28 protein-coding genes and 1 pseudogene are annotated in these 23,761 nt (G+C 55.1%); 3 read left to right on the plus strand and 26 right to left on the minus strand.

Annotated features, from left to right (window positions below; translation table 11 throughout):
* The first annotated feature begins 10 nt into the window (after positions 1-10).
* Entirely contained in the window at positions 11-523 is a 513-nt protein-coding gene (locus tag AC3IUA_RS11455; protein ID WP_489360950.1) for a nitrous oxide reductase accessory protein NosL, read from the plus strand.
* 174 nt (positions 524-697) lie between these two features.
* Here the strand turns inward: AC3IUA_RS11455 and AC3IUA_RS11460 are convergent, their stop codons facing one another.
* From AC3IUA_RS11460 to AC3IUA_RS11520, 13 genes and pseudogenes are all read right to left on the minus strand, one after another.
* Positions 698-1,012, minus strand: coding sequence for a c-type cytochrome (locus tag AC3IUA_RS11460; protein WP_489360951.1), 315 nt, complete (start codon positions 1,010-1,012; stop codon positions 698-700).
* 311 nt (positions 1,013-1,323) lie between these two features.
* Positions 1,324-1,545: pseudogene (locus tag AC3IUA_RS11465) on the minus strand (transposase domain-containing protein); the annotation flags it as partial.
* Positions 1,546-1,551: 6 nt separating this feature from the next.
* The gene (locus AC3IUA_RS11470) at positions 1,552-1,902 is read right to left on the minus strand and encodes an HNH endonuclease signature motif containing protein (RefSeq protein ID WP_489360953.1); all 351 of its coding nucleotides are present in this window, start codon (positions 1,900-1,902) and stop codon (positions 1,552-1,554) included.
* Positions 1,903-1,922: 20 nt separating this feature from the next.
* Positions 1,923-2,120 (minus strand): group II intron maturase-specific domain-containing protein, encoded by a 198-nt coding sequence (locus AC3IUA_RS11475; protein WP_489360955.1) that lies wholly within the window; start codon positions 2,118-2,120, stop codon positions 1,923-1,925.
* Between the two features lie 4 nt (positions 2,121-2,124).
* Positions 2,125-3,258 (minus strand): group II intron reverse transcriptase/maturase, encoded by a 1,134-nt coding sequence (gene ltrA / locus AC3IUA_RS11480; RefSeq protein ID WP_489360956.1) that lies wholly within the window; start codon positions 3,256-3,258, stop codon positions 2,125-2,127.
* Between the two features lie 536 nt (positions 3,259-3,794).
* Positions 3,795-5,300, minus strand: a complete 1,506-nt coding sequence (locus tag AC3IUA_RS11485) for a YfjI family protein (protein ID WP_489360958.1) — start codon at positions 5,298-5,300, stop codon at positions 3,795-3,797.
* 1,023 nt (positions 5,301-6,323) lie between these two features.
* The gene (locus tag AC3IUA_RS11490; protein ID WP_489360960.1) at positions 6,324-7,373 is read right to left on the minus strand and encodes a tyrosine-type recombinase/integrase; all 1,050 of its coding nucleotides are present in this window, start codon (positions 7,371-7,373) and stop codon (positions 6,324-6,326) included.
* A gap of 1 nt (position 7,374) precedes the next feature.
* Positions 7,375-7,617 carry a DUF4224 domain-containing protein gene (locus AC3IUA_RS11495; RefSeq protein WP_489360962.1) on the minus strand — a complete coding sequence of 81 codons (243 nt, stop codon included), beginning with the start codon at positions 7,615-7,617 and terminating at the stop codon, positions 7,375-7,377.
* A 46-nt stretch (positions 7,618-7,663) separates the two neighbouring features.
* Positions 7,664-8,437 carry a DNA-methyltransferase gene (locus AC3IUA_RS11500; RefSeq protein WP_489360963.1) on the minus strand — a complete coding sequence of 258 codons (774 nt, stop codon included), beginning with the start codon at positions 8,435-8,437 and terminating at the stop codon, positions 7,664-7,666.
* A 52-nt stretch (positions 8,438-8,489) separates the two neighbouring features.
* A complete protein-coding gene (locus tag AC3IUA_RS11505; protein ID WP_489360965.1) occupies positions 8,490-9,077 on the minus strand; it encodes a hypothetical protein in 588 nt (195 codons plus the stop codon).
* Between the two features lie 47 nt (positions 9,078-9,124).
* A complete protein-coding gene (locus tag AC3IUA_RS11510; RefSeq protein WP_489360967.1) occupies positions 9,125-9,547 on the minus strand; it encodes a hypothetical protein in 423 nt (140 codons plus the stop codon).
* A 157-nt stretch (positions 9,548-9,704) separates the two neighbouring features.
* A complete protein-coding gene (locus AC3IUA_RS11515) occupies positions 9,705-10,052 on the minus strand; it encodes a hypothetical protein (protein ID WP_489360969.1) in 348 nt (115 codons plus the stop codon).
* 599 nt (positions 10,053-10,651) lie between these two features.
* Positions 10,652-12,145 carry a DNA cytosine methyltransferase gene (locus tag AC3IUA_RS11520; RefSeq protein ID WP_489360970.1) on the minus strand — a complete coding sequence of 498 codons (1,494 nt, stop codon included), beginning with the start codon at positions 12,143-12,145 and terminating at the stop codon, positions 10,652-10,654.
* 378 nt (positions 12,146-12,523) lie between these two features.
* Between AC3IUA_RS11520 and AC3IUA_RS11525 the strand changes: the two genes are divergently transcribed.
* Entirely contained in the window at positions 12,524-12,952 is a 429-nt protein-coding gene (locus tag AC3IUA_RS11525; protein WP_489360971.1) for a hypothetical protein, read from the plus strand.
* Positions 12,953-13,092: 140 nt separating this feature from the next.
* Complete coding sequence (locus tag AC3IUA_RS11530; protein ID WP_489360973.1) at positions 13,093-14,217, plus strand: DUF3800 domain-containing protein; 1,125 nt, start codon at positions 13,093-13,095, stop codon at positions 14,215-14,217.
* Here the strand turns inward: AC3IUA_RS11530 and AC3IUA_RS11535 are convergent.
* The 13 genes from AC3IUA_RS11535 to AC3IUA_RS11595 form a co-directional block, all read right to left on the minus strand.
* Positions 14,214-14,612, minus strand: coding sequence for a hypothetical protein (locus AC3IUA_RS11535; protein ID WP_489362314.1), 399 nt, complete (start codon positions 14,610-14,612; stop codon positions 14,214-14,216). The two genes, AC3IUA_RS11530 and AC3IUA_RS11535, sit on opposite strands and share 4 nt — an antisense overlap.
* Before the next feature lie 215 nt (positions 14,613-14,827).
* Positions 14,828-15,190, minus strand: a complete 363-nt coding sequence (locus AC3IUA_RS11540) for a hypothetical protein (protein WP_489360975.1) — start codon at positions 15,188-15,190, stop codon at positions 14,828-14,830.
* Positions 15,187-16,845 (minus strand): YqaJ viral recombinase family protein, encoded by a 1,659-nt coding sequence (locus AC3IUA_RS11545; protein ID WP_489360976.1) that lies wholly within the window; start codon positions 16,843-16,845, stop codon positions 15,187-15,189. The genes AC3IUA_RS11540 and AC3IUA_RS11545 overlap by 4 nt, the downstream gene beginning before the upstream one ends.
* A complete protein-coding gene (locus tag AC3IUA_RS11550) occupies positions 16,842-17,597 on the minus strand; it encodes a recombinase RecT (protein ID WP_489360978.1) in 756 nt (251 codons plus the stop codon). Before AC3IUA_RS11550 ends, AC3IUA_RS11545 begins: the two co-directional genes overlap by 4 nt.
* A 227-nt stretch (positions 17,598-17,824) precedes the next feature.
* Positions 17,825-18,274 carry a hypothetical protein gene (locus AC3IUA_RS11555; protein WP_489360980.1) on the minus strand — a complete coding sequence of 150 codons (450 nt, stop codon included), beginning with the start codon at positions 18,272-18,274 and terminating at the stop codon, positions 17,825-17,827.
* A 5-nt stretch (positions 18,275-18,279) separates the two neighbouring features.
* Entirely contained in the window at positions 18,280-18,531 is a 252-nt protein-coding gene (locus tag AC3IUA_RS11560; protein ID WP_489360982.1) for a hypothetical protein, read from the minus strand.
* A gap of 568 nt (positions 18,532-19,099) precedes the next feature.
* Positions 19,100-19,372 carry a hypothetical protein gene (locus AC3IUA_RS11565; protein WP_489360983.1) on the minus strand — a complete coding sequence of 91 codons (273 nt, stop codon included), beginning with the start codon at positions 19,370-19,372 and terminating at the stop codon, positions 19,100-19,102.
* Positions 19,373-19,840: 468 nt separating this feature from the next.
* Entirely contained in the window at positions 19,841-20,092 is a 252-nt protein-coding gene (locus AC3IUA_RS11570) for a DUF1654 domain-containing protein (protein ID WP_489360985.1), read from the minus strand.
* A 144-nt stretch (positions 20,093-20,236) separates the two neighbouring features.
* Complete coding sequence (locus tag AC3IUA_RS11575) at positions 20,237-20,887, minus strand: hypothetical protein (protein WP_489360987.1); 651 nt, start codon at positions 20,885-20,887, stop codon at positions 20,237-20,239.
* Positions 20,888-21,013: 126 nt separating this feature from the next.
* Positions 21,014-21,898 (minus strand): hypothetical protein, encoded by an 885-nt coding sequence (locus tag AC3IUA_RS11580; protein WP_489360989.1) that lies wholly within the window; start codon positions 21,896-21,898, stop codon positions 21,014-21,016.
* Positions 21,891-22,646, minus strand: coding sequence for a hypothetical protein (locus AC3IUA_RS11585; RefSeq protein WP_489360991.1), 756 nt, complete (start codon positions 22,644-22,646; stop codon positions 21,891-21,893). The genes AC3IUA_RS11580 and AC3IUA_RS11585 overlap by 8 nt, the downstream gene beginning before the upstream one ends.
* A gap of 175 nt (positions 22,647-22,821) precedes the next feature.
* Positions 22,822-23,031, minus strand: coding sequence for a hypothetical protein (locus AC3IUA_RS11590; RefSeq protein ID WP_489360992.1), 210 nt, complete (start codon positions 23,029-23,031; stop codon positions 22,822-22,824).
* 2 nt (positions 23,032-23,033) lie between these two features.
* Positions 23,034-23,699 carry a LexA family protein gene (locus AC3IUA_RS11595; RefSeq protein ID WP_489360994.1) on the minus strand — a complete coding sequence of 222 codons (666 nt, stop codon included), beginning with the start codon at positions 23,697-23,699 and terminating at the stop codon, positions 23,034-23,036.
* Between the last annotated feature and the right edge of the window lie 62 nt (positions 23,700-23,761).

A 23,761-nucleotide genomic window follows, 5' to 3' on the forward strand; every position in this document is an offset into this window, starting at 1 on the left:
GGAGATTCCAATGAACACTTTGTACCTGACCGGGGCACGAGCCCTGATGGTCATCATGACCTGCCTCGGATTGGCAGCCTGCAACGAGCCAGCAGATGTTAAACAGGCGCTGGAACCAGTGGCTTTCCATCAGGCTGACGAGTGCCATGTCTGCGGCATGGTCATCGCCGATTTTCCAGGCCCCAAAGGTCAGCTAGTGGAAAAAGGCGGGGTCAAGAAGTTCTGCTCCACCGCAGAAATGCTCGGCTGGTGGCTGCAACCGGAGAACCATCTCACTGAGACCAGGTTGTATGTGCACGACATGGGTAAAAGCGCCTGGGAAAAACCCGACGACAATTATCTGATCGATGCGACCAAAGCCTGGTATGTGGTCGGGACCCAACTCAAAGGTTCTATGGGCGTGGTCCTTGCGTCATTTTCCGAGGAGGCGGCCGCGGGTAAACTGGCCAGCGAACAGGGGGGCAGGGTACTGCGCTTTGAGGATATCGACCTGGCCCTGTTGCAGCAAACTCCTGCGATGTAGCAGGCCAACATGCGGTTTGAAATTCCCGGGCCAGGAAGGGGGCAAGGCACGCCAGCCTTTAACAAACCAGCGAGACCTCAACGCAAAAGGGAGCGAGCTCGCTTCTGCGTTGAGGATGCTTTTAGTTCAGAAGCTACAGCCGCGAATGTTGCATCGCTTTTGACTTGGGTAATCTTATTTCAGAGTTAGAATCCAGTCAGCCAGAGTCTTGGCTTCTTCGTCGGTCACCTGGTTGGCCGGCATTGGTATCGGACCCCATTTGCCGGTGCTGCCTTCTTTGATGCTCTTGATCAGAGTGGCGGAAGCGTCGGCCTGGCCAGCGTATTTGGCCGCTACTTCCTTGTACCCCGGACCGACCAGTTTGGCGTCGATTGTATGGCAGGCAACGCAGGTTTTGCTCTTGAAGAGTGCCTCGCCGTCAATGGCCAGAGCTGATTGAAAGGTCAGCGCTGCACCCAGGGCCAGCAGTGGAGCCAAAATTCTTTTCATCAGTGTTTCCTCAGACTACGAAGCAGATTCGAAACGATCCGCTTCCGGTTTATCCAACAGGCATCGTGTTGGATTTAATTAAGGTTGAATTTACCGACCAGGCAAACTCATTTTTACAGGTATAGCGGCAGCCCCGCCACTTCTTCAAGTTTTAGAGAGTTCCATGACAACCAATCAACCCCCTTGTCAGGTTGAGGTCATAGAGGTTTGCGGGAAACGTCAGGCAATGCAACGACTAACCCTAGTCGAGATTCGAGTTGCTCGCATGACGCTGACCTAAAGTAAGCGTCTGCCCAACACACCTTGCGTGATTAAACGGGCGCCCACCGATGCGGCAGAAGCTCGGTAATCTCACTCGCCCGCTGCGTGGGCAGACGCGTGAGAACGTCCTTCAAGCAAGCATACGGATCATACCCGTTGAGCCGCGCCGACTGGATCAAACTCATGATCGCCGCCGCACGTTTACCGCTGCGTAACGAACCCGCGAACAGCCAGTTCGAACGCCCAAGAGCCCACGGCCGGATTTGATTGTCGGGTAGTCAGACGCGGTCACCCGCGCCCAACCCTCTAAGAACCGTGTATGCGAGTTTCCCAGCAACATTGGCGTACTGCTGATCTCTGGGACAACGCAGATGGTAGATCTCAAGATTGACTGCCGCGTCCGTTCCGCCATTAGCCAGCTTAACGATGTGGCGACTGTGCCACGGCGTGTCTTTGGTAACGGGCTTATGGCAGGCAGAGCACAGGCCGTCTTGCTGCCGCCAGACGCGATACATCTTCGCTCGTCCCTTCGTCGATTTGAGCATTTTCTTGCCCCAGCGGAACTCGAAATACTCATCCCAATTGGGGTCATGCGGATTGGCAGCGGCCTTGATCTTGATGTGCCGCACGATCGGCGTATCCGACTCTTTCAGTAAGGTGTATTCCTTGCCTTACCGTCTGCATGTTTTTCAACGGTGGAGAACACCCACCGGCGTGATCCTCGGACTTTGAAATACCTGTCCTTGACCCACCGTGTTCCTTTGCGCGGATGCCGTCTCACAGCCCAGCGCCAGAGCATTGTCCAGACTTCGCTGTCTACCTGATTGAAGACTTTCTTGGCGACCACGTGGCTATGATAGTTCGCCCCCCCCTCGTAAAGTCGGATTGAGCAGCCCTTTCAAATTGACCTGTTTGGTCGCCTTGTTGGTCTTGATCACTTCCCGGAGCTTGGCGAGGTGTGCCCTGATGTTCGCTTTCGATGGCTTAATCAGGAGCTTGCCGTTGTACTTGCGCAAGTTCCATCCGAGGAAGTCGAACCCGTCCCCTATGTGCGTTATTTTGGTTTTTTCCGGAGAGAGGATAAGTCCGCGCTCTGCCAGGAATTCAACCACTGCGGGCCTGACCTCATTCTCCAACCATTCTTTCGAACAACCGGTAATGATGAAGTCATCCGCATAGCGCACCACGCGCATTTTTCGGGCTGTCCACTTCGCGTTGGGAAATTTCTTCGCCAACATCGTTTCCAACCCATCCAGCGTCATGTTGGCCAACGCCGGGGATATGATGCCTCCCTGCGGGGTTCCGGCATGGCTGGGGAACAGCTCATTCTGGTAGACGTAACCGGCCTTGAGCCATTTCTGCAAAATCGCCTTGTCCATGGGGATATTGGCGATCAACCAGTCATGGCTGATGGCGTCGAAACAGCCTTGAATGTCACCCTCTAACACCCACTCCGCGTTTGCTTTTCGTGACAGCACGCCAAAGCACTGTGCTGCGGCATCCGCAGTTGAGCGTTCCGGTCTGAACCCATAAGAGTTCGGATCGGCGGTGGTCTCCGCTATCGGTTCCAGAGCCAGCAGATGGAGCGCCTGCATGGCCCGGCATTTGATGGTGGGTATTCCGAGAGGTCTCGTCTTGCCGTTTTTCTTCGGAATAAGGACTCTCCGAAGCGGAAGCGGCGAGTAGCCTCGCCGCTTCAACGACGCTATCGCGCAGATCTTGGCCCTCGGTGTATTCCAAGTAACCTTGTCCACGCCGGGGGTATTTTTGCCTTTGTTTTCAGACACCCGTTTCACGGCCAATGCTTTGCCGCTGAGCGAGTGAGTCAGCAGCCATTGCAGGGCTTTCGCCTTGTTATGCCTACCGTCTTGTACAGCCTTCACAATACGTGCTTGCAGCCCTCTTACTCGACGTTGAGCGTCGGCCCAATTGATGCCGTCCCACGACGTGCCGGAAGGTGCACACGCCAATGCTGCTGCGTTCATTTGCTCTCCTTCCGTTGAAAGGGTTCTACAAACTTTCTTGTGAGGAGAGACCATGAGGACGTCTGCCCGCTTTCGCGTGAAGTAATGTTTCAACTTCTATCCAGCCCGTTACAGGCTGACGTTCGCTTTTTCCTCGTTCCTTCGCCCGCACCGCCATGGGCAGTTTTTGCAAACGGCTTTCCCCGGAGGGAGCGATACGGGATGTCCACGTTCCGCTTACTGAAGTACGTCGGGTTAGGTGCCTGCTATCGACCGGGAGGTATATGGGTCATGAACGCGCATGCGAAAAACGCTGTTCCCACCTCCGTTACCGTTTTGGTTCGAGCGTGTACCACCCAAGAAGAGCGCCCAGTGAGCTGCTTTTCCTGGTTGGGGGCTTTATCTCGGTAATGGCTGGATTTTCCAGCCGACCGTCCATCACTTATCGATTTTCATGAATAGGAAAGGAGAGTTACCTACAAAACCTACAGAATTGGCTTTCGTAGGTTTTGTAGGCGAGATCGCAGGCCTTTTTGAGTAAATCGGACGGGTCCAGCCTACGTTCTCCGCCAAACATATCGTGTTGACGGACGTCCTCCTTTCTCGCCGGCAACCTCGTAACCAACAATGAAGTCGTGTTCCAGCAGAATTGCGAGTGCATTGTTCACCGCGTCCTGGGAACCCAATCCCGTCCAGTCCTTCTGGCGTACCTCCCGTGGGGTAAACGGCTCGGGCAATTTCTGCTGTCGCTCCAGGATCAACCGTGCCCCTAGTAGCGGAGCGTTGATTGCAGCGCCGTATAACCTCTGGGCGTGGCTCATAAGATAACCCGCCCACTTGACCGCTCGTGTGGTTGCAGCGCTACGTACCTCCTGCCTTCCTCCGTCGATTAGCTCAAACAGAAGGGCCAATCCAGCAATGGTTTGCGGCATTTTCATGTAGTGAGATTGCAATGCTGTATGCAAATCTCCGCATCTGATTTGCTGCATGTGACGGGAATACCACCCGTTAAATATCTCCTGCGCCTCAGTGCTGAATCGGAGTTCGGAGCGAGGTGCATCGGGGAGTTGGTCTAGTTTTTCGATAACCCTCTCTGCTCGTTCAGCAGCGGCTTTATTGGGCATACGGTCCACGAGTCGCCATTCACGACCATCGTCGGGATACACGGCGAGTTGCATGCGTTGAATGAGACCATCATCCATTTCACCGTTGATTGCTGCACGTACAAGGGATTCCAATCGGGATGGTTGAATACCTCCTATCAACGACAAGCAGCATGACTCGATGAAAATGGTGCCGCGACCGATTCGGTCGTAGGTGAACGATCCATTTCCATCAAAGCACTCCAGGTAGAAGGCCCTGGCTACGGAGCCTTCATCACTCTGTATTGTTGCCAACCAATCACCGAGCTCGTCACGCGCGAGCAACAGTCCATCGGGGTTCTCGTTGAGCAGCTCTCCAAGCTTCTCAACGGAAGAGTCGTTGACAATGTATCGGCGCGGGACGGGAGCCTGCAGGGTACTGGAAAATCTGTTCAACTCAGCCAGTGCTGCACTTTTGTCTCCGCTGTTGAGAAGTTTTTTTGCTTTCTCTCTGGCGCTCTTGCGCTCCATCTCAAGCAGTTCGCAGTTTGCATTGTGGTCGGCGTCAGCTTGACAGTGCTTTGTTCGCTCCCTTGATTCCAGTGCTTCCAGAGGACGTAAAGCTAGCTTTAACGCGGGCGACTTCATCGCTGATGGGCGACCAATGATGACGCCCCACTGGTTGGGAATCACAGTCCAGTCATCATGTTGCTTCGGGCGGATGGAAAACTTGCGACCGACCACAGCGCTGATAGCAACCACCAGCGCCACGCCAACAAAATCTGGCGGACATTGGGTGCGTTCAGCTACATCGCTGACGTGCTCGCACAGGTCCATTGGCAGGAGTTCATCGTACCAAGGCATGACCTTCGGAAGACCGCTTGGGAGTGGGATTGGAACAATGCTTGGGTTCAAAAACAAGGAAAGCGCAGGCTCAGGCATCTCCACTGTACAAGCAGGGAGCTGCTCGTATTTGGTCATTGCTCATCCCGCCTTACGATGTCGAGTGCATCTCCATCTCGCTCGAGAATTTTGTTCTCCAGCCAGGCCTCCACCTCCGCGACGACAAAATATATTGCAGCCTGTTTGCTCTGCCCGAATTTGATTGGGCGGGGGAAGCTGAGATCTGATTCGCGCATTTTTTCTAAGCCGGAGCGGCTTTTGTTAAAGCAACGCTGCAGGGTGGCATGGCTGATTAGATACTTTTTTGTGGGTATGTGTCGGCATGTATGGGTCTCTGTGAGTAAGCCGACACCCATTAAATACGCCCTTCCGGTAGCTGGGGTGCTATTTCACAACACAAAAGCGACTGAAAACATTCGTGAGGACGTGAGGCGGTGAGTGGTTCGCAGGGTAGGTATAGAGGCTGTCATTAAGCTGGCATAACCGAGCCAAAACACCCATTCAGGCACAAAAAAAGGCACTTGCGATAAACGCTAAATGACTGATTTTTATAGATGGCCAAGTGATTGATATCAAGCAGAGCCAAGGATTAGCTCACGCGCGCGGTGACCTCTACGGAACCGCGCTCTCCGATCTATGCGGCGATGTCCTCAAGCGCCAATCCTATTAGCCTCCTGGCTTTCCGCGAGCTTGAGCAGTAATTGACGAAGTTCGGTGTTACGACCCGGCTGGATCAGTTGTGGAAGGTTTCGTACCGGTAGTTTTCGGGTGGTGTTCGGTTGACAGGATGCCGGGGGAGGGAGGGGAGTTGCGGAAATGGCCAAAAAGATGCGGAAACGATCAGCTCTTGACTCGATGGCAGGCCAAACCCCAGAAACGAAAAAGCCCTGAATAATCAGGGCTTTAACGTACAAATATGGCGGAGGCGATGGGATTCGAACTCATGGACCTGTTACAGTCGACGGTTTTCAAGACCGCTATTCAAAGCCGCTGAAACCGTGGATTGTGGCTCTTTTTCGTTACATTACTTTTGTTTTTCAGCCCCTCTGTAGACCGCATTCTACAAGAGGCTCAGTTTGAGTTTTGTAACGCAATTTCCGACTATTTTGACGGCTTCGCAATAGCGCCGATGCGGCGATAAACGCGCTCCGTGATGTCGCCCTTGGTGTGACCCAGGAGCAGGCTAGCCTCTCCGACGTCGATGATCTCTGACGCGGCTTTTGGCCTGATATCTCTAAACTGGAAGCTGCCGATCCTTCCGGCGAGTAGCGTGTCGCCTATCTCTTCAGCCTCCTTCTTGGCTTTTTCTCGTGCCTTGTCCCACCTGTCGCGGAGCATCTTTGCGGTCATGCGCTTGCCGCGCGCACTTACAATCAGATAGCTGCAAATGTGCTGAGCATTGCGCTCGGCCATTTTTGCGATCAGCAGGCCCAGGCTGTTTGCCTCGCCGCCAGCGGTCATCTGAATTCGAAGCTTCTTGTGCGTCTTGTTCTGTTGCACCCCCAAATATCCCCCCTCGATATCATCCTTTCGCATGACTAGAACATCTGCCGGCCGTTGCCCGGTCAGATAAGCCAGGTCCATTGCGTCTTTCAGCTCTAGAGCTGCCTTCTTGTAAACAGCATCCCAAACCACGTCATTCGCATAATAGTCCCGCGGTGTTTCCTTGTTTTTGCGCACTCCTTGGCACGGATTTTCCTTTGTAGTCAGCCCCCATTCCCGGGCGATATTGAAAACGTGGGAGAGGGTGGCGATCTCGCGGTTTGCCCGAACCTTTGCCGTCCGTGCATCCCGGTACCCGGCGATCGTCGCCGGAGTGATCGAGTCAATGGGGGCGCTGTCGAACATCGGTCGCAGTTGCTTGATCTCCGAAAGGTTGTCCTTCTGGGTGCGCGGCGCTTTCTTGGAGACGATGTCGCGGATGTATCTGTCGAAGATCCCCTTCATGGTGCGCAGGTCGAGCGGCTTTTCCTTGGCCTCAAGTTCAGCCCATTTGATCCTGGCTAGGTCCAGATCTTTGCCCAAGGGGATCGCCTTGCCGGTAAGGTCCAGATAGTAATAGGCAATCCAGTCTTTTCCGCTTTTCCGTGGCCGGGTCCACTGGTACATCCGGGGCGGTAAATTGCGTGTTTCGGCCTTGCGGGGTCGCATATCAGTTCACTCGCGAAAAGTCGGGCGTCCATGCCGGCGCCGTGGGAGTAGGGTTGGGGGCGGTGATGGTCGGGGAGATCACGCCCAGCTTTAGGCGGGCGTACATCCGGCCAACCAGTGGGCGTTTGCCCCGGCTTTCAACGAACACCCACTGGCGATCCACCAGCCAGCGCCGCTGGTACGCCCTGGCCTTGTAGCCGGTGAGATCCGCCAGCTCTTCGTCCGAGAGAATTTCAGTTTCCATAGGGATGCTCCGTGCCGCGCGTAGTGGAAGAAGGTGGGGAGGGGGGTTAGGCTGTCGCTTCGAACAATTCGATTTGCGTTTCCGGCGTATTGCGAAGAGTCACCGCGCCGGCGATCCGCTCTTGTGCGGTACCGAAGATCTCGGCGTCCTGCTCGATGCCGATGAACTGGCGCCCGAGCTGCACACAGGCCACGCCGGTGGTGCCACTACCCATAGTGTTATCCAGTACCACCTGCCCGGGCTGTGTATAGGTGCTGATCAAGAAAGCCATCCAGGCGACTGGCTTCTGGGTTGGGTGGAAGCTCCCGGTCTGCTTGTCGCTCGAGAAGAACTGCACCGAGCGTGGGTACCGCTCAGTTGAGTCGTACTCGGTGAGCGCCAGGGCCTTGCCGTAGCACTCCGAGTTGACCGTCTTACGCTTACTAGTTTTGCGTTCGTGTCCGCTCGACATCTGCGGGTTGTACACGGGCTGTTGGCGGTAGAAGACTTGGGCGCTTTCGTGGGCGCGGAGTGGTTGCTTCTTGGCGTTCAGGAATCCAGTGGCGTTGCCTTTCTCCCAGATCCATTCATACCGGTAGTGCTTCGGGTTGCTGGCTACGACCATCGATGCAAACGGCTGGGCCGCGCACAACACAATGGCCGCCTCGGGCTTGGCGATCCGCAGATACTCACGCCAGAGTGGTTCGAAGGGGACGATCACGTCCCAGGCGCACTGGGTTGTTCCGTAGGGGAGATCGGCCAGCACCATGTCGACGCTGGCATCAGGCAACTGCCTCATTACCTCCAGGCAGTCGCCGAGCAGGAGTTGCTGATCCTTCATCGCCAAGGCCCCGTGTAGATGTGCCATGCCATGAAGGCGAGGGCGGGGAGGATCATGGCGTCACCTGATCTGCAACGATTTCGTCGATGAAGGCCTGCGGGAGCGCTGCGCCGAACTTACCCTGCGACCAAGACAGTGGCTCGGACTTGCGGATCATTTCATTGAGCAGGTCGAATGCGGCCACGAGTTGGTCGTCGCGTATCTCTCCATCCTCTGGCAGGTCATCACAGAAATGGTCGGCTGGGTCTATTTCACTTGGATAGTTCGGCTCGCAGATGCACAACTGCAGGTCTGCCAGATCGATTTCGCTGTCGATGATGTAGTCACGCAAACTGCCCGCATCGAAGAAGTACTGGTCGCCGTCGAAGACAACCAGCGGCTCGCCTGCCCATTCCTTGACGGGTAAGGCGGCGAAATTCGCCTGGCGGCTTTCTTGATGGCACTGTGCGCAGTAGCTGCGCACCCCATAGATTGGGTGGTCAGGGTTCTTCTCGCAGCGGCGATGAGTAGCTCCGCAGAATCGGGCAAGGCTCTCGTCCTGGCCGAAGAAGCGACCATCCGCAGTAACCCAACCGGTTACGGTTTGAACACTGGCCGCGTCCGGGGCGTCGAACATGATGATTTGCTTTTGTGCAGGCATGACTGTTCCTTTTCCGCTATAGCGGCTGACTTTGATGGGGGAGGGAGTTACTTGGTATTGAGCCGGGTTACTTCGTCCAGCGCTTCGTTGTAGCCCTTGTTCTTGCACTCCAGTCGCGCGCGCATTTCGTTGTTTGGTGCGGATGCAGATTCTGGTCTGCGCTCAGGCAGCACCACCACAACCGGCGTCACGTGCCCATCCCTGAATCCTTGCGCCGCGGCGGTGGACATGTCGATGGCGGTGAAGTGGGCCGCCTTGTCGAGAGCGCCCCGCGCCTGCCATGCCCACCACGCAGACTGAACCCATTTGCATTCGTAGCGATCCTCGGCGTTTCGCTTGAAAGCCTCTTTGGCATCGAAGCGGTCTTCTCCAAAAGCGGTATAGATCTCCTGCATTTCATTTTTGTATGCGGCTTCGAATGTTGCTCGCTCGACCGGCGCTGGTTGGATCAAAACAGTTTCTTCAGGCATGACTTCGTCCTTTACCGCTATAGCGGCTGACTTTGAAGGGGGAGGGAGTTACTGCGGGGTATTGATAGTGAGCTAGCTGCTAGCGTGGTCTGCGATGGCTTATCGCTTTTTCTAAAACCGAGGGAGAAACCCCTGAAAAGAGGTCTCCTCGAATGCGTCAGTTACAGCCGTATTGGTTGCAGGTGTAGTTGTAAGGGTTTCCTTCGGAGTCCATGCCGTTGTGATAGGTCGTATTTCCGATGGTTTGGCTTGTTCCATTCCATGAATTACCGTCTGCTGACGTGCCATTCTGATAAACCGTATTGCCTATTTTTTGGCTGGTCTGATTCCAGGTGGAGCCTGATGTACTAGACCCCTGAACGTTGGTGGTGTTTCCAAACCGCTGAACGTTGTACGTGTTGCCGCTGTTATCCGTGCATGTCTGAAAGCCCGGCGAGCCGAAACAGCCAGCAAAAGCCAAGTGTGGAGCTAGCGCCAAAAGCGCTCCGACTAGTATTTTTTTCATTAGGGTCGTCCGTGTGATTAACAACCGATGCTAATCCGGAATGTGGCATTTTGCTATTTCAGGTAGATGGACGGAGGGCCTCCTTCCACGGCCTAGCTGTCTTCAGCAATCTCCATCGATACCAGATCATGGGCATTCACAACTGTCGTGTAGATGATTCGGTTTTCTGTGGGCATAGAGGGTCCTCGTCTATATTCAGATGTCTAGTCAAAGGAGTCGCGGTGATGCCGGATTTGGAGCGGCAAAGGTGCTTTAGGCAGAAAACTACTTTGTACTTTGCTCTAAGCGCTGGGATGTTGATTCTTGCAGCGGGCGCGCCAGTTTTCTCGGCGCTTGCGCCTGTGCGACCTGCGGATGAGTTGGTGGCGATCTGGTTTCAGAGGAGCGGCTCTGTGACGACCGTCTTCTCTTTGCTTGCGACAACTGTTCTGACTATTGCCACAAATAAGCTGCATGTACCTGGCACATGGGGAGATGAGGATGGCGCCGTGGTTCTGTACGAGTTTAGGGGTCGATTTAACCTAATTGAATGGCTTTCTTTTTTGCTCTCGATCGCTGGCACTGTCATCTGGGGATACGGAGATGTGCTCATGAGAGCGCTATTCCTTCTGTAGCTCCCGCAAAATCCGCATCCCAATCCACCGAACGACGGTTACCGCCTTGCTGTTCCCGATCGCCTTGTAACGCGGGCCGTCTGGGCATTCCTCAGCAGGCTTGCCGCGCCAAGGGATCAGCGTGTAATCGTCGGAAAATCCCTGGAGGCGTTCGCACTCGCGAGGTACAAGGCGTCGGACGGACGAGCCAACTTGCGCCGACGGCATACCCTGGCCAGCTTTGCCGCCTCCACCGCTGAGTGCGCCAGTGATTCCGCCATCGCCATCCTCATAGCGAAGTTCGGTCCGGGAGTTCTCGGCGAAAGCTGCAATTATGTTGGGCCCGAGTGCTGAGTTGGTATTGTTGAGCTGCTTGCCGTAGTTGCTGGTTATCGTCTGCGCGACATCGCGGCAGAAAAGAACGTTCTCCTGGCCGCTGTTCCGGCCGAGCGTGTGAGCCTGTTCAATTCTGATATCGGGATCTTGTGTGCCGTGGATAACCAGGTGGCTATGACCGTGGTTGGCGTCTTGATGACTGCAACCTTGAAGGCGACCATAACTCGCATCGAGGGGCGGCACCACAAAGAAGGTTTCGCTCTCCATGTCGAGACGAGAGTCTTTTGCGGTCAGCGTGGCAGATCTCTCGATCGAGCCGCCCAGGCTGTGCCCGCCAAAGGCCGGTATGCCGCCGAACATGGTTATCGCAGGCCCGAAGTCGCCTTCGCACTCCGGGCAGCCGTAATGCCCTAGCGCTTCGGGGAAAACGTATCCGCAGCCTTCGCCGCACTGGAGCGCAGGGCCGAAAGGAGCTGTGCCGGTAACGTCTTGCCCCTCGCCTCGGCGCGGCGCAGTATCCCGGCGCACGCCTTCTCGCTCAAAAAGTACTTCGAGGGGATCGAACCCTCTTCGAGCACTTGCGACAACGAACACACGACGGCGTCGTTGGGCCAGGCCGAAATATTGGGCGTCCAGGATCCGCCATGCGATTGTTCTTTTGGGTCCATACACACAACCAGCGTCCGGCCACCGCTTCCCTGAAGGCTGCAATTCGCAGTCTTCCCCAGCAAGCGCACCAAGAAAGCATCCGAAGGCGTTGCCTTTGTCGGAGAGGACACCAGGGACATTTTCCCAGACGAGAACGCAGGGAGGCTTTCGACGGCTGGCGCGAACATAGTCAGTTGCATCTGCAAGCTCCACGTATTTGATGGTTAGGGTGCCGCGTGGATCGGCGAGGCCTTCGCGCATGCCGGCGACACTGAAGGCCTGGCACGGGGTTCCGCCGACCAGCATGTCCGGCGCTTCGATTTTGCCGGCCAGTACCTGGGCAGCGAGCCGGATCATGTCGCCGAGGTTCTTCGTGTTCGGGTAGTGGTGAGCCAGCACAGCGCTGGGGAAGGGCTCGATCTCGGCGAACCAGGCGGCACGCATGCCGAGCGGATGCCAGGCCATGGTCGCGGCCTCGATGCCGCTGCAAACGCTTCCGTATGAGATCATGGTCATCCCGTTTAGTTGAATGAGTTGAGAGTAAACATGTCGATGCTTGCCTATCTGAATCCCGCTACCTTGAGCTGCGCATTTGCGTTTATATCTGCAATGGCCTGGACTAGGTCGGCAACGGTACGGGTGCCTTATAGTCTTAGGAATGCAAATGGAGAGCCCTTGCAGGCGCCAAGCATGGGGATTGATAAGCAAGGCAGATTCAACCTTCAGGGAACTATGTATAAACAAGCATATTGGAATCGGTTGGCCGCTGGCTTCGGGGCAGTGGCTGCCATGTGTCAGGCTATAAAAGAGTTTCCCCTTTGACTGGTCCGTCTTCGCCGACTGGCGTGATTCGTTGAAGTGAGGTATTTATTGCCGCTCTAAAGGGGATAAAGCGTGATAACGAAAAAGATCACTGTGAAGATGACGAGCAAGCTGCTCAGGATTTTTTACAAGGACTACGAGAAAAAGCATGGCCACGGCTCTAGGCACCTTAATGCCTTTCCAATTCTGACCACCGCTGCTGAGGTTTACTTGAAGCGAATGCCGGAACTGGCCGAAACCGAAGGAAACATGGTTAGGCACCGATTGCTTGACGTCCTAATTGAGCTTGAAAAAAAGGGGATGATGAGATCCGAAGGTGGTGTCAGATATTTCCTCACCGACCTGGGATATGAGGAAGCATCTAAGTCCCTGTGGTGCAGGTTTATTGACTATTGGAACAAAAATCCAGGACTTAACACGGTTATCGCAATCTTGAGTATGGTCATCTCCGGCATCAGTTTATGGGTTGCAGTTCTTGCCTTGAACAAACCGGGTTCATAGTTCGCACACCCAACAAGGCGCCGCCCTCCGTGACCGGATGCGACAGTAGGAATGGTGGCAATTTGGTTTTTTATGGGGTATTTGTTGTCGATTGCTTCAAATGGTTTTTGGTTTCTTTGATGAGGCGGAAAGGATGAAATATGTATTTTTACGTTGATGAAAGTGGGCAAACAGGCCTAAATCTCTTCGATGAATCTCAGCCAATTCTTTATTATGGTGTGCTGTCATCTCCGGTTGATTTAAATGTTGAAGCGAAAAAATATATTGAGTCTCTACGTGCAAAGTTAGGCGTTGAGAGATTGCATGCCAATGAATTAGGTATAGATAAGTTGACGTCTATTGTTGGTCAGCTAGATACTATTCAAAGAAAGAACAAAATTTGCTTCGATATCTATAAAATTAAAAAAATTGATCATGCGGCAATTAGCTTTTTTGATCAGGTTTTTGATCAAGGCCTAAATAAAGCGGTCCCTTGGTCTGCTTACTGGACACCGCTCCGTTACATTCTGCTTCTGGAGGTCTCCTCTCTTTTTGATGAAGATACTTTAAAGCTGGCGTGGGAGGCGCGGATAGAAAGAAGACCGGAGCGGGCGAATGAAATTTTAATTTCTGTACTCGAAGTATTGCTGGGTAGGGTTGATTGGCTGGAAGATGTAAGAACGAAAGAGATAATTAGCGATTCATTGCGTTGGGCTATAAAGTTTCCGGAAGAGATTCACTATAATATTTATAGTAAGAAAGATTCCCTGCAGATTTCTCCTAATTTAATCGGTTTTCAATCAGTGTTGCATGGTATCTCCTCGCGTCTAAAGCGGGAAGGCGCCGGGGCCTCGAGCATAATTGTTGATCGTCAATCTCAGTTTAATCGGGCGCAAGAGTGGATTACAGACTTTTACCGAAGCGCAAGAGAGATTCCAATGGAGGTCGGACCTGGTTTGCCGGTAATGGATTTGGCCCACATGCCTGATATTCCAATTACGTGTACGGCGGGGACGGATAATGTTGGGTTGGAAATAGTTGATATATATCTCTGGTTGTTTAAAAGGTTCTTTGAAGGTAAAGATCTCGGCGACCCCCTATATGGACTTATCCAAAAGCAATTCAATGTTGGCTATACAGATCAGGTGTCATTGTCTGCAATCGCAAAACGTTGGAGTGATCATTTTGCAAACCTCCCTGATCTAACTGAGGAGGATCTTGAAAGAGGGCGTCAGTTCAAAGCGCTGCAAGAGGAGGGTCGTAAGAAACACTTGGTAGATCTTTAGTCTGGTAATTTAGTGCTTTGTAGGTACATTAACTTATCAGGTTCAGGTCGAATGATCTCGTCGCCTGGATCACGCTTCAGTTCCGCCAAGCTCTCACTCCGAAATGACCGCGACACCTTTTCGCTAATCTCGTAAGGTGTCGTGACACACTTGAGCATCCGTGCGGCCGTATCGAATTCAGCATTGATCAGGTTGATTAGCAGGCGCTGGTGAATGTCCTGCTGACTGTTGATGCCGTGCTCTTTCATCACCCGCTTGAGGTCAGCTTTGAAAACCCCGGCGACCTCTACCGTAAACTTCTCGATGCCCAGCGCGGCATTCTTGGCTGCTTCCTTCTCGCGCTTTTTGCGCTGCTTTAAGGCTTCCGCCGTCGGCTCCTGCTGTTCCTCGGCCATGGCCGTGTTGGCCGGTATATCCAGCCATGTCTGTCGTTTGCGTTGCTGAACCCTGGTGCTGAATCGGCGCATCAGCAGATCGCCAGCGGGTAGGGGATGTCGTAGTTCTTGATCAGCCTGGTCAGCAGCGAAAAACTGATATCCAGGTGCAGGCGGGCTTTGTTGCGAGTCATGCGCTGGTCCATGCATTCGCGGATGCGAAGGACCAGGGCGGCCTAGGTGATCTCGTCCATCTTCAGCGCCGTCTTGAAGTTGAACCTGTTGTTCGCCGAGATCGTGTAGAGCTGATTGCGGGTGAGCCCGGTCTCGGCGGTGATCTTGGCCTGGGTCATGGTCTTGGCCATTTCCCTGATCTTGGCGATCAGTGCCGACTTCTCGTTGATCGGTACCGGCTCCAGCTCCTGCTTTTGTCGGGCCGGTGGCATCTTGGTGCTGTAGGTGATCGGTCGGGGCACGTAGCCGAATGACTTGGCTTCTTGGATCTCGCCGCCCATGGCCAGGAACAGGGCGACTTTCGCCGCCAGTCCTTCCGATGCCGGCCGGAGCTCGTTGATCATACTGAGGTTATTGCTGATCATGCTGCCGCCTTTGCCAGGGTCACCCCGGCCATGCTGAAGGTTGATCCCTGCTCGGCGACCAGCGCGTCGAGCGCTTCCCAATTGACGGTGAGCACGGATATCGAGGCCAGGCCATCAGCCACAGCCCGAACCAGGGCCACAAGGTCTGTGACTTGAGCTTGCAGATTGACGGGCTTGGCTGCCGGGGTGGTCGCCAGCTTGGTGTGCACTACCGGAGCGGCAGTTCTGGCCGTCGCCGCTTCGCGAACAGGCTCAGGAGCTTTCTCGGCAACCAGCTCAGGCTTGATTGCTGCCAGGCGCTCAGCATCCTGCTCGTCGGCGATGCGTTTCAACTCTTCGGCGCGAATCTTCTGCCGGGTCGCCTCTGCTTTCGCATCTTCGGCCGCCTGATGCTCGCTGATGCGAACTTTTATCAGTGCGATCAGGTCGTCGTTGGCCTTGAGGACCAGTTGCTGGACGTCATTGAACAGGAAGGTGTGATCTGCGGCGAGTTCGTCCAGGCTGGCCAAGTTGGCGCGGATGCTGTCGCCGGCTTGGCTGGCCTCGATCTTCGCCCGGGCCAACTCCGAATCGGCGGCGTCACGCAGGCTGCTGATGCTCTTCTTACCCTTGATGGCGCCGGCGAAGTCAGCGCGCACAGCCGGCATTCGAGCCTTGCCGCTCAGTGAGGTGTTGATCTGATCGATATGAGCCTGAAAAGCCTTTGCTGCATCCATGACGATTTCTTCGCGGATGCTGACCTTGCGAGCCTTGACCAGTTTGTCCAGCTCCAGCCGCTTAGCGCGCGCCTCGGAGCTGATCTCGTCAATTGCGCGAAATAGGGCGTCGATGCTTTCTGTCTGGCTCAGCGCGTGTTGCTTGGCCGCTGCCAGGCGCTCTTCGACATCACCGCGCCACTTGACGGTCTTCTCTGCGTCAGCGAAGTCCTGATCAGTCTGCAGGTCGGTATTGATGGCGCCGAACACTGCCAGCGAGTGAGCCTTAAACTGCTCAAGGTTGCTGGCGGTGACCATGCCGGTGACTTCGATGCGAAGCGCTGGTAGCGACTCAGGAGTCTTGCCGACAGCCTCGATCACTGCGGGAGCTGGTTCGTAAACCGCAAGATCTGCCTCAAACTGCTTCCAGCCCGCAACCAGCTTGACTGCACGCCCTGGAACGGGCATGTATTCCATTGAAACAAAGTTGCTCTCGGTGCCATCCGAGCAAACGAAAATCACTTTTTCAGCCCCGCTCACCAGCAACTGCTGCTCAAGCTGCCAGTAGTAGTGAGGGCCAAGGTCGCCCGCCAGAACATCGGTGGCAAGCTGCTCATTCCACATTTTGTGCTCGAACAGCGTTTCGCCGAGCATGGTGCAGCCGTCGAGCGAGGCCAGAAGGTCGCCTTTTGTGCCGACGATAGGGAAAAGATCTTCGCCCATTCGGGCTTCCAGAATAGGGCGGGCCAAGGCCTCAGCCTCGTGCCCCTTATCGAAGAGGTACTTTTGCACCCACCACGAAATATCCCGGTCCAGGCCGGTCTTTTTGGAGTTGAGCAGTTCCGTGCGCTTCATCTGCTTGGATTCGCCCATCATTGCCGGGGCTTCAGATGCGGTGTGGAAGTCGGCGCGAAGGGCGTGCCAGGCGTCGGAACCTTGCGCTACGTTATGGATGATCATGCGGCTTCCCCTTCGAGTGGTTTCAGCTCGTTAATGGAGTCAATTTGTTCGGCGGTCAGCGTGTACTTGCTGCTGACCGTGGCGATAAGGTGTTCCGGTGACGACTTGCCGTTTTCGATTGCCTTGCGCCATTTCGGCAGGTTTTCGGCCAGCTTCTCGCTTGGGTAGGCAGGCAGCACCATCGGAGCATCGATCTTCGCAACGCTGGCCAGGGTCGCGCCCGCCTCACGCTCTTTCGGAATGTCCATCAACTCTTCAGCGACCGGCATGCCGCGCAGCACGTCCGGGAAAACGTCGCGCAGGGCGAATGCCCGGGCCCGCATCTGGCGCATACGCTTCGGATGCTGCGTCCACGGGCCTTGCTTGCCGGCCAGGCCTGCCGTTTTGGCGTCGTCCATATCGAAGGTGCGACTCTGCTCGTCTTCGCCGCGGCGCTTTACCCGGCAAGTAGCCGTATGTCCGTCGTCGCTTTCGTAGACGTATTCGCAGAGTGGCGAGCCGCGCACCAGGGCGATCACTGCGTCGCCCCAGAGCGCCGGGCGCCCGTTGATGACTGCGATGTTCTGCATTGCCTGAAGAGGTTGCAGGCCGAGCTCAAGGCCCCACTGGATCGCGACCAGAATGTTGCCAGGGTTGCCGAGGAACTCTTTCGGCACGATGGTCGAAGTGGCGAGGATGTCGGCGAACCGCATGGCCTCGTCGAGTGATTGCGGTGTGAGGCTGAAGCTTTGTTTGAGCGCCAAATCGGACACAGGTATTCTCCCGCCGCGCCGAGGCGCAGCCTTGAAAAAAGTGTGGTTATTGAAGGGGTTAGGCGATTTTTAATCGGACGGAAGGGCGAAAATATCCTGTTACAAGTTCTTGGAATCAGATAATATTGCTCTGCGTTCACCACCACGGTTTATGCATTTTGAGTCCCAAGCGTCCATCAGCTGCTTGGGCTTTTTTTTGCCTAAAATTTGCCAATGGCTGGGATCGCTCATACCGCATTTTCACGATGCGGCTCTATAAGCTCGGCTGCTCGGTCAGCAGCGAGCTCTTCAGCGCGGGCCCGGCCATACTCCTCGGCCCAAGGCCGTATTAGTGCTTCGGCGACGTCGTGCAGGGCAGTGGGACCGTGCTTGCCTTTCGGCTGGCCGAGCGCCTCACACACCAGGTCATAAGCCTTTCCGTGAGTCCGGCGGCCGTCGGCGATGATCTCGCACAGCAGGCGCTCAATCGGGTACTCGCGATTGTCGGTCAGCAGTGGAGCAATGTGTTCCTGCGCACCCAGGTGTTCGGCCAGCGCCACCCACAACGATTGCGGAGTGACCAACGCAACCGACTTGCCATGGGCCCGCGGCGCCGTGACATTCTCTCCGCAGATTAGCGTGTTGATTGCGTCATGGAGCCAGTCCGGCCCTTCGACGCTATCGAGAAAATCGGACATAGCAGTTACTCCTGAGATTGCTCGAGCTTTTGTGCATGCACGCAAGCAGCATTGTGTTCACGGCGAAATCCGCGGACTTTGCCGGTGCTGCTATCCACGATATGAAAGAACGCCCTGCCAGCTGGCCGCACGATGAAGCGCGGTTTTGCTCCTGGTGCTTCTTGGCCGATTAGCGCGTAGAAATCCGCGGTGGCAATCCTTGAGCGTTGACGCAATACCGCACGAACCTCGTTACCGAGCTGGATGCTTGGGTGCATGGCAATCTCCGTTTGGTGTGATGGTTCAAAACCACTCGGCTGCACTCATCCGTTCCGCTGGTTGCCGTTGGGCGCGGATGGGAGTGCATGCGGGTGATGTCGGAAGGGAATGGGTGCCGGCGCCCGGAGCTGCCCGGGATGCGTCGAATCTGGCGAGCTATGCCCTCGGACTCGCCTGCGGTACATCGTCGTCGTTTCGTTTGGGCCTGCCAGCTCCCTGGCTGATGCGCGGTCACATCGTCGGTCCTGCTTTCCGCTGCCTGATTAGATGACGGGCGCAGCCTTCAGGCTTTCTGCGCCACACGGGTTTTGGGGCGAGGAAGTCAGTGCCAGAACGCTACGACCCCGATGGATGTTCGCCAGCGCTCACGCACTCGACGCAATGGATCGGCTGGCACACTTCCTGTGCTCTGCGATTCTGGCCGCGTGTCGCTGAGCGTGGCGCCGATCAGGATGATCTGGAGCATGTCGTTCTCCGGTTAGGGGCAATGCAGGTGGCCGGTGTAAGCCGGGGCTTCGTCCGCATCCCAAAGCCCACTCAACGAATGGGCAGTGGTGATGCTGGTGATCAGTCGTCTTCGCCTTGATTCAACATCTTTTCGATTTGCTCGGCCGTGGGCTTCTGCCAGTTCTTGATCTGGCCGGTTTCCAAATCGATGCTGAGGATCAGGTAGTCGCCGTAGTGCTGGCCCGGGAAGAAATCGGGCACATAGCCCTCATAGCTGCCGACCTCGTCGCCCTGCGCATCCTTCAGGCCGGCAGTGAACTGGTCGCGCACCTTGATGTGCAAGTGCAACTCGGTAACGTCGACCTTCTCCGTTTTCTGCTGATTGATTTGCATGCTGCCGTCCTCCGTTGATTTCCAATGCCGCCTCATCGAAGCGACATCAGTAAATCTGTGGGTGTTGCCGTCTCGCTACGCTTATCTGGGTCATTCGCCAGTTCTGTATCCCTCGTCCGCCGCAGGTTCTCCCTGCGTTTCCCTCCAGCACCCAAGTCACTCCCTAGGCGGTAGGTCAAATCGGATCGCCGGTCTCCAGTAGAGGCGTAGCGGCAAATAGTTAGGTTTTTGTTGAGAGCCTTTGCACCGACCCTCCCTGTCTTTGCCGGACAGGAGGCCCGCAGCATCTCAGCTGCGGTAACCTTCTCGGTTGTTAAAGAGCGGCGGGTGTCTCGACCCTTCGCTGCCAGTCCCGATGTGAGGCTGGGTTGCGATGAAGCAAATATAGGCATTCCCATAATAATAGTCAATGGGTATTCCCATATTTTTATGGGTACAATAAAAAGCCCGCTCAGTGGCGGGCTTTGTTCACGCTTCGCAGTACTGTCGCCATCCGATTCTGACGGCACCACCCTCCAACGATTCCACCATCACGCCCGCAGTCTCGCTGATCTCATCGATGAGCCGCTGCCAATCCTCGGCGGTCTCGTGCTCTAGCCTGGACACCGTTACTGCCTGTACCTTTTGAACGCCAGGCGCGGCAATGAGGGCTTGAAGACGTCGGCCGGTTAGCTCATAGGACGTCCGAGTTTTTGTTGTAGGAATCGGGGAGGGGAGCATGCGGTTTTCCTTGCCGTGACTGTATGAATATACAGTATTGGTGCGGATCCAGTTTTGCAAGCCGCTAGGAGTACATCTGTACTCCTTTAGATGGCAGGCGTGAAAAAGCCCGCGAGAGGCGGGCTTGATATTGGTATGGAGGAGCTATCCTTTGGCAGGTTTTTCCTCCTGCGCAGACGCTACGCTTTTCTTCATGGCTACCACAGCGTCTTGGGATAGGCCCTTGTCGGCACCAAAAGCAGATTTCACCGAATCATCTGCAGCAATGAGCCTTTCGATCTTTCCTTTGTTTTCCTCGAGGCTGCTGATCTGCTTATTGAGGACTTCAATCAGCTCGTTACTCGCTCGCTGGTATCTCTTGTGAGCCCAGTCAATTGCAATGGTTGAATCAGCATCATCCAGCTCTTTCTTTGCAGCCTCGGTTGAGTCCCTGGCGCTGCTTTCATCCATGACGAGGCGGGTCTCAGCTTGATCAGCTCGTATGATTGCCTTGCATAGCTCAATGAAAGCCACCGCAACGTCGCGATCTGATGGCTTATGCTCCCATGCCCGAGCATCAAGCCCAGAAATTGTCTGATCAAGTCCTTCCACGGTTGCTGTGCCGCGCTTAAAGTACTCAGCGAAGGTTATGCCGTCCTCGTTCCTTGCTTTCAACTGTCGCTCTGTCTGTTGAGCAGATGCCTGAACCGCTTGGGCCGCAAATTTGGATTCCTGTCCGCTCTGGTACATGGTCCAGCCGAACCAGCCAGCACTAGCGATTGCGATGGCCAGAACTCCCGCCATGACTGATTTCATACCCAAACCCCTCCCTGTTATTGAGCCCGCACTTTACCATTCGTGGCGCACGGCCACCATTAGCGGGCAGGGAAGGGCGGATACGAAAAGCCCGGCGCTGGGCCGGGCTGAGGAATTGTAGGTCGGCTAAGCAACGGCCAATAAACGCTCAGCTGCCTCTGCTGCACTTTGGACTTCCGTGACCCTTACCCTGTGCTCGTCACAAGCCTCTTCGAGGGTATAGAGAGAACGTTTTAGGGAGTCGATTTGCTTCAAACTATAGGTGGGATCGTCAAAGCTCGGGCGGAACACAACTAGCTCAAAGTGGCTCCTTTCAAGAAGATGCTGCTTTTCTCGCGCAACCCGCAAGTCCAAGATTCGGGCTTTATTGTGCTCAAGGTAGCTCGATAGGCCGCGTCCCGGGATAAGGCGCCCAGTATTCATCGCCACCTTTTCGCTCAGAAAGAAAAAGCTAAGCGGCTTAGATGGTTCGGAAATAGAAAATTTCTGGTTGAAGAATCTTTCGAGCCGAGCGTCGCGGCGTACAGCTTCTGCCTGGAATTGCTTAGGCCACCTGTCATCTGTCGTGTTGATGACCAATTCGCCGGGCTCTGTCTCTCCGATATCGTTTAGGTCGAGGGCGGCCAAGCTTGCAGTCATTGAGACCGCTTGGCGCAGCAATCCCGCAATGCTGGACGAGCGAGTTTCCCTCGGAGGCCCCAGCGTTACTCCCGACATCGGAGGCTTCCAGCCGGCAAAGCCTCCAGCAGTGCGAACATGGGCGTTCAGGCTGGAGATCACGACGCCGATCAATTTTGAAAAGCCGGCGTTCTGCGGGCCGAACATGGATTCAAGAACGTGGGGCCGTATTGCTTGGCGCACTTCAATCTCGCCAGACTCCCCAATAGCCGCTACAGCTATCGTCAGACGTTCTCCAGATCCCATCATTGGCTCAAGATAGATCGGCGCCCATTGACCTGCATAGGATGGAGGAGGTGGCAAAGAACCAAGCAACGAATCGAAGTTAATCATTAAGCCTTAACCTCCCTTGCTGGCTGGGCTTGATCCTGTCGTGTAGCAGGTCGCCCAGTATGGCGATCCTGTTTCTTAGAAACGATAGTAGCTCTTCCTTAGGTTTGAGCTCTATACGTTCGACCATTGCTTGGTCAGCCAATTCAATCGAGGATGTTCCAGAGTTTATTGCCCACTCGCGCGCTCCCGAAACAGCTCGCTGCGTTGAGATGTCATCGTTGCAGGTATCAATCTGCAGCTCCAGAAGCTGGTTATTATGGTAATCATCCGATGTGTCAGTAGCTGACATATTGTGCGGAATACACATGCCGTGATCGATTAGGAAGAAGCCAGTACCATCGTAAAGAAGGTTGCCGTCATGTCGATCAGGATTCGCAATAAGCTCGTCAAAGCAGGCTGCATGAAGAAGCGCCGGCCATTTTTCCAGCTCGCCCAAAATTGAAGAGTCGCTAGCGCTCACATACTGGGCAAGATTGGGGTGGCCCATATCCACGCTGCCATAGTGCCAGGCCTGCTGGTCATCCAGGAGCAGCAGCGGCTCAGGGATTGGTAGCCCTGCCGCCCTGCCCACAGCCGCACAAACAACTTCCACAGCAATCTCGCGTACTGGCAGCCTCTTCGCAATGACCGTTACCTCGCCGGAATGAGTCGCCGCAACACAGCGCACCGGCCGATTAGACCCCTCTCCAACCTCGGTTCCGCCGGGTAAAAGGCGGCCAATTCGGACCAAAGAAACACCAGAATTCATCAGAGCATCCCTTGCCAGATATTTAATTTTTGTTCATGCAAGCGCAACAACTTCTGCGCGATATGCAGGATCGCCTTGGCGGGGTGAGACGCTCACCCTATTACTACTACAGACCGGCCCCCTCACCACCTCTTCCGCATAACCTGCCAGCTGATCATGGAGCCCATGATTGCCTTCAGTGAAGAGTCTTAATCCTGCGACTTTCGCCAATCCTGATCCGGTCCAATGCTCGATTCAAAGCGTCCAGGGCATCGAGTAGGGCTTTCGCCTCGGCTTCTCTACCATCTCCCCAAAGACGTTCAGCCATTTTATTCAGGGCTTGGATAGACCTTTCAATGTCTGCAGAGGTTGTTGTCGTGGCGTCTGCCGACGGTTTCTTTGGCATTGTCAGAGCTTCTGAAGCGCTCGAACGACAACACCGACAATCCGGCAGTTCTCCGCGCACATCTCAGTCGGGTATGCAGGGTTGAGCGGCTTCAAGAAACGCCGGCCACCATCGTCGACAAGCTTTTTAAACGTGGCTTGGTCGCTATCTGCCAGCTTCGCCACAACCAGCTTTCCTGACTGAGCATCAGCCTCTGTGTCGACCAGGATCAGCGTTCCCTCTGTGATGCTCGTCCCGACCGGCGATGTCATCGAGTCGCCTTTGACCTCGAGCCAGAATGCCGGACCTTTTGAGTCGTAGTCCGACAATTCGTACCGATCTGAAAATCCTACAGGGTAGGGTTCGACTGCCTCGGCCCAGGCACCGGCGGCGACCCAGCTGATTACTGGATAGCGGAAGGACTCTACAGGTTGGCGTGTTTCGCCTACATTTGAATGGCCAGCGTTGGAGGTGGCGTCAGCCGGTTTCATCGGGCCGATTTCGTCGGAAAGCCACTTGGCACTCACTCCACAGGCGTCAGCAATTTTCACCACATGGGCAGTGGCTTTTGATTTACCGCGCTCAAGGTCAGAAATAGAGGTCTGGGTGATGCCCGCTCGCACAGCCAGTTCTACCTGATTGAGCCCCGCATGCCGCCTTGCGGCCTTTAATCGATCTTTGAATTCCATCACGCGAGTATTACGGGTGCTCCCATATCCTTGCAAATCGGCATTCCCATAAACTACTATAT

This window comes from Pseudomonas sp. KH_050 (assembly GCF_057838875.1).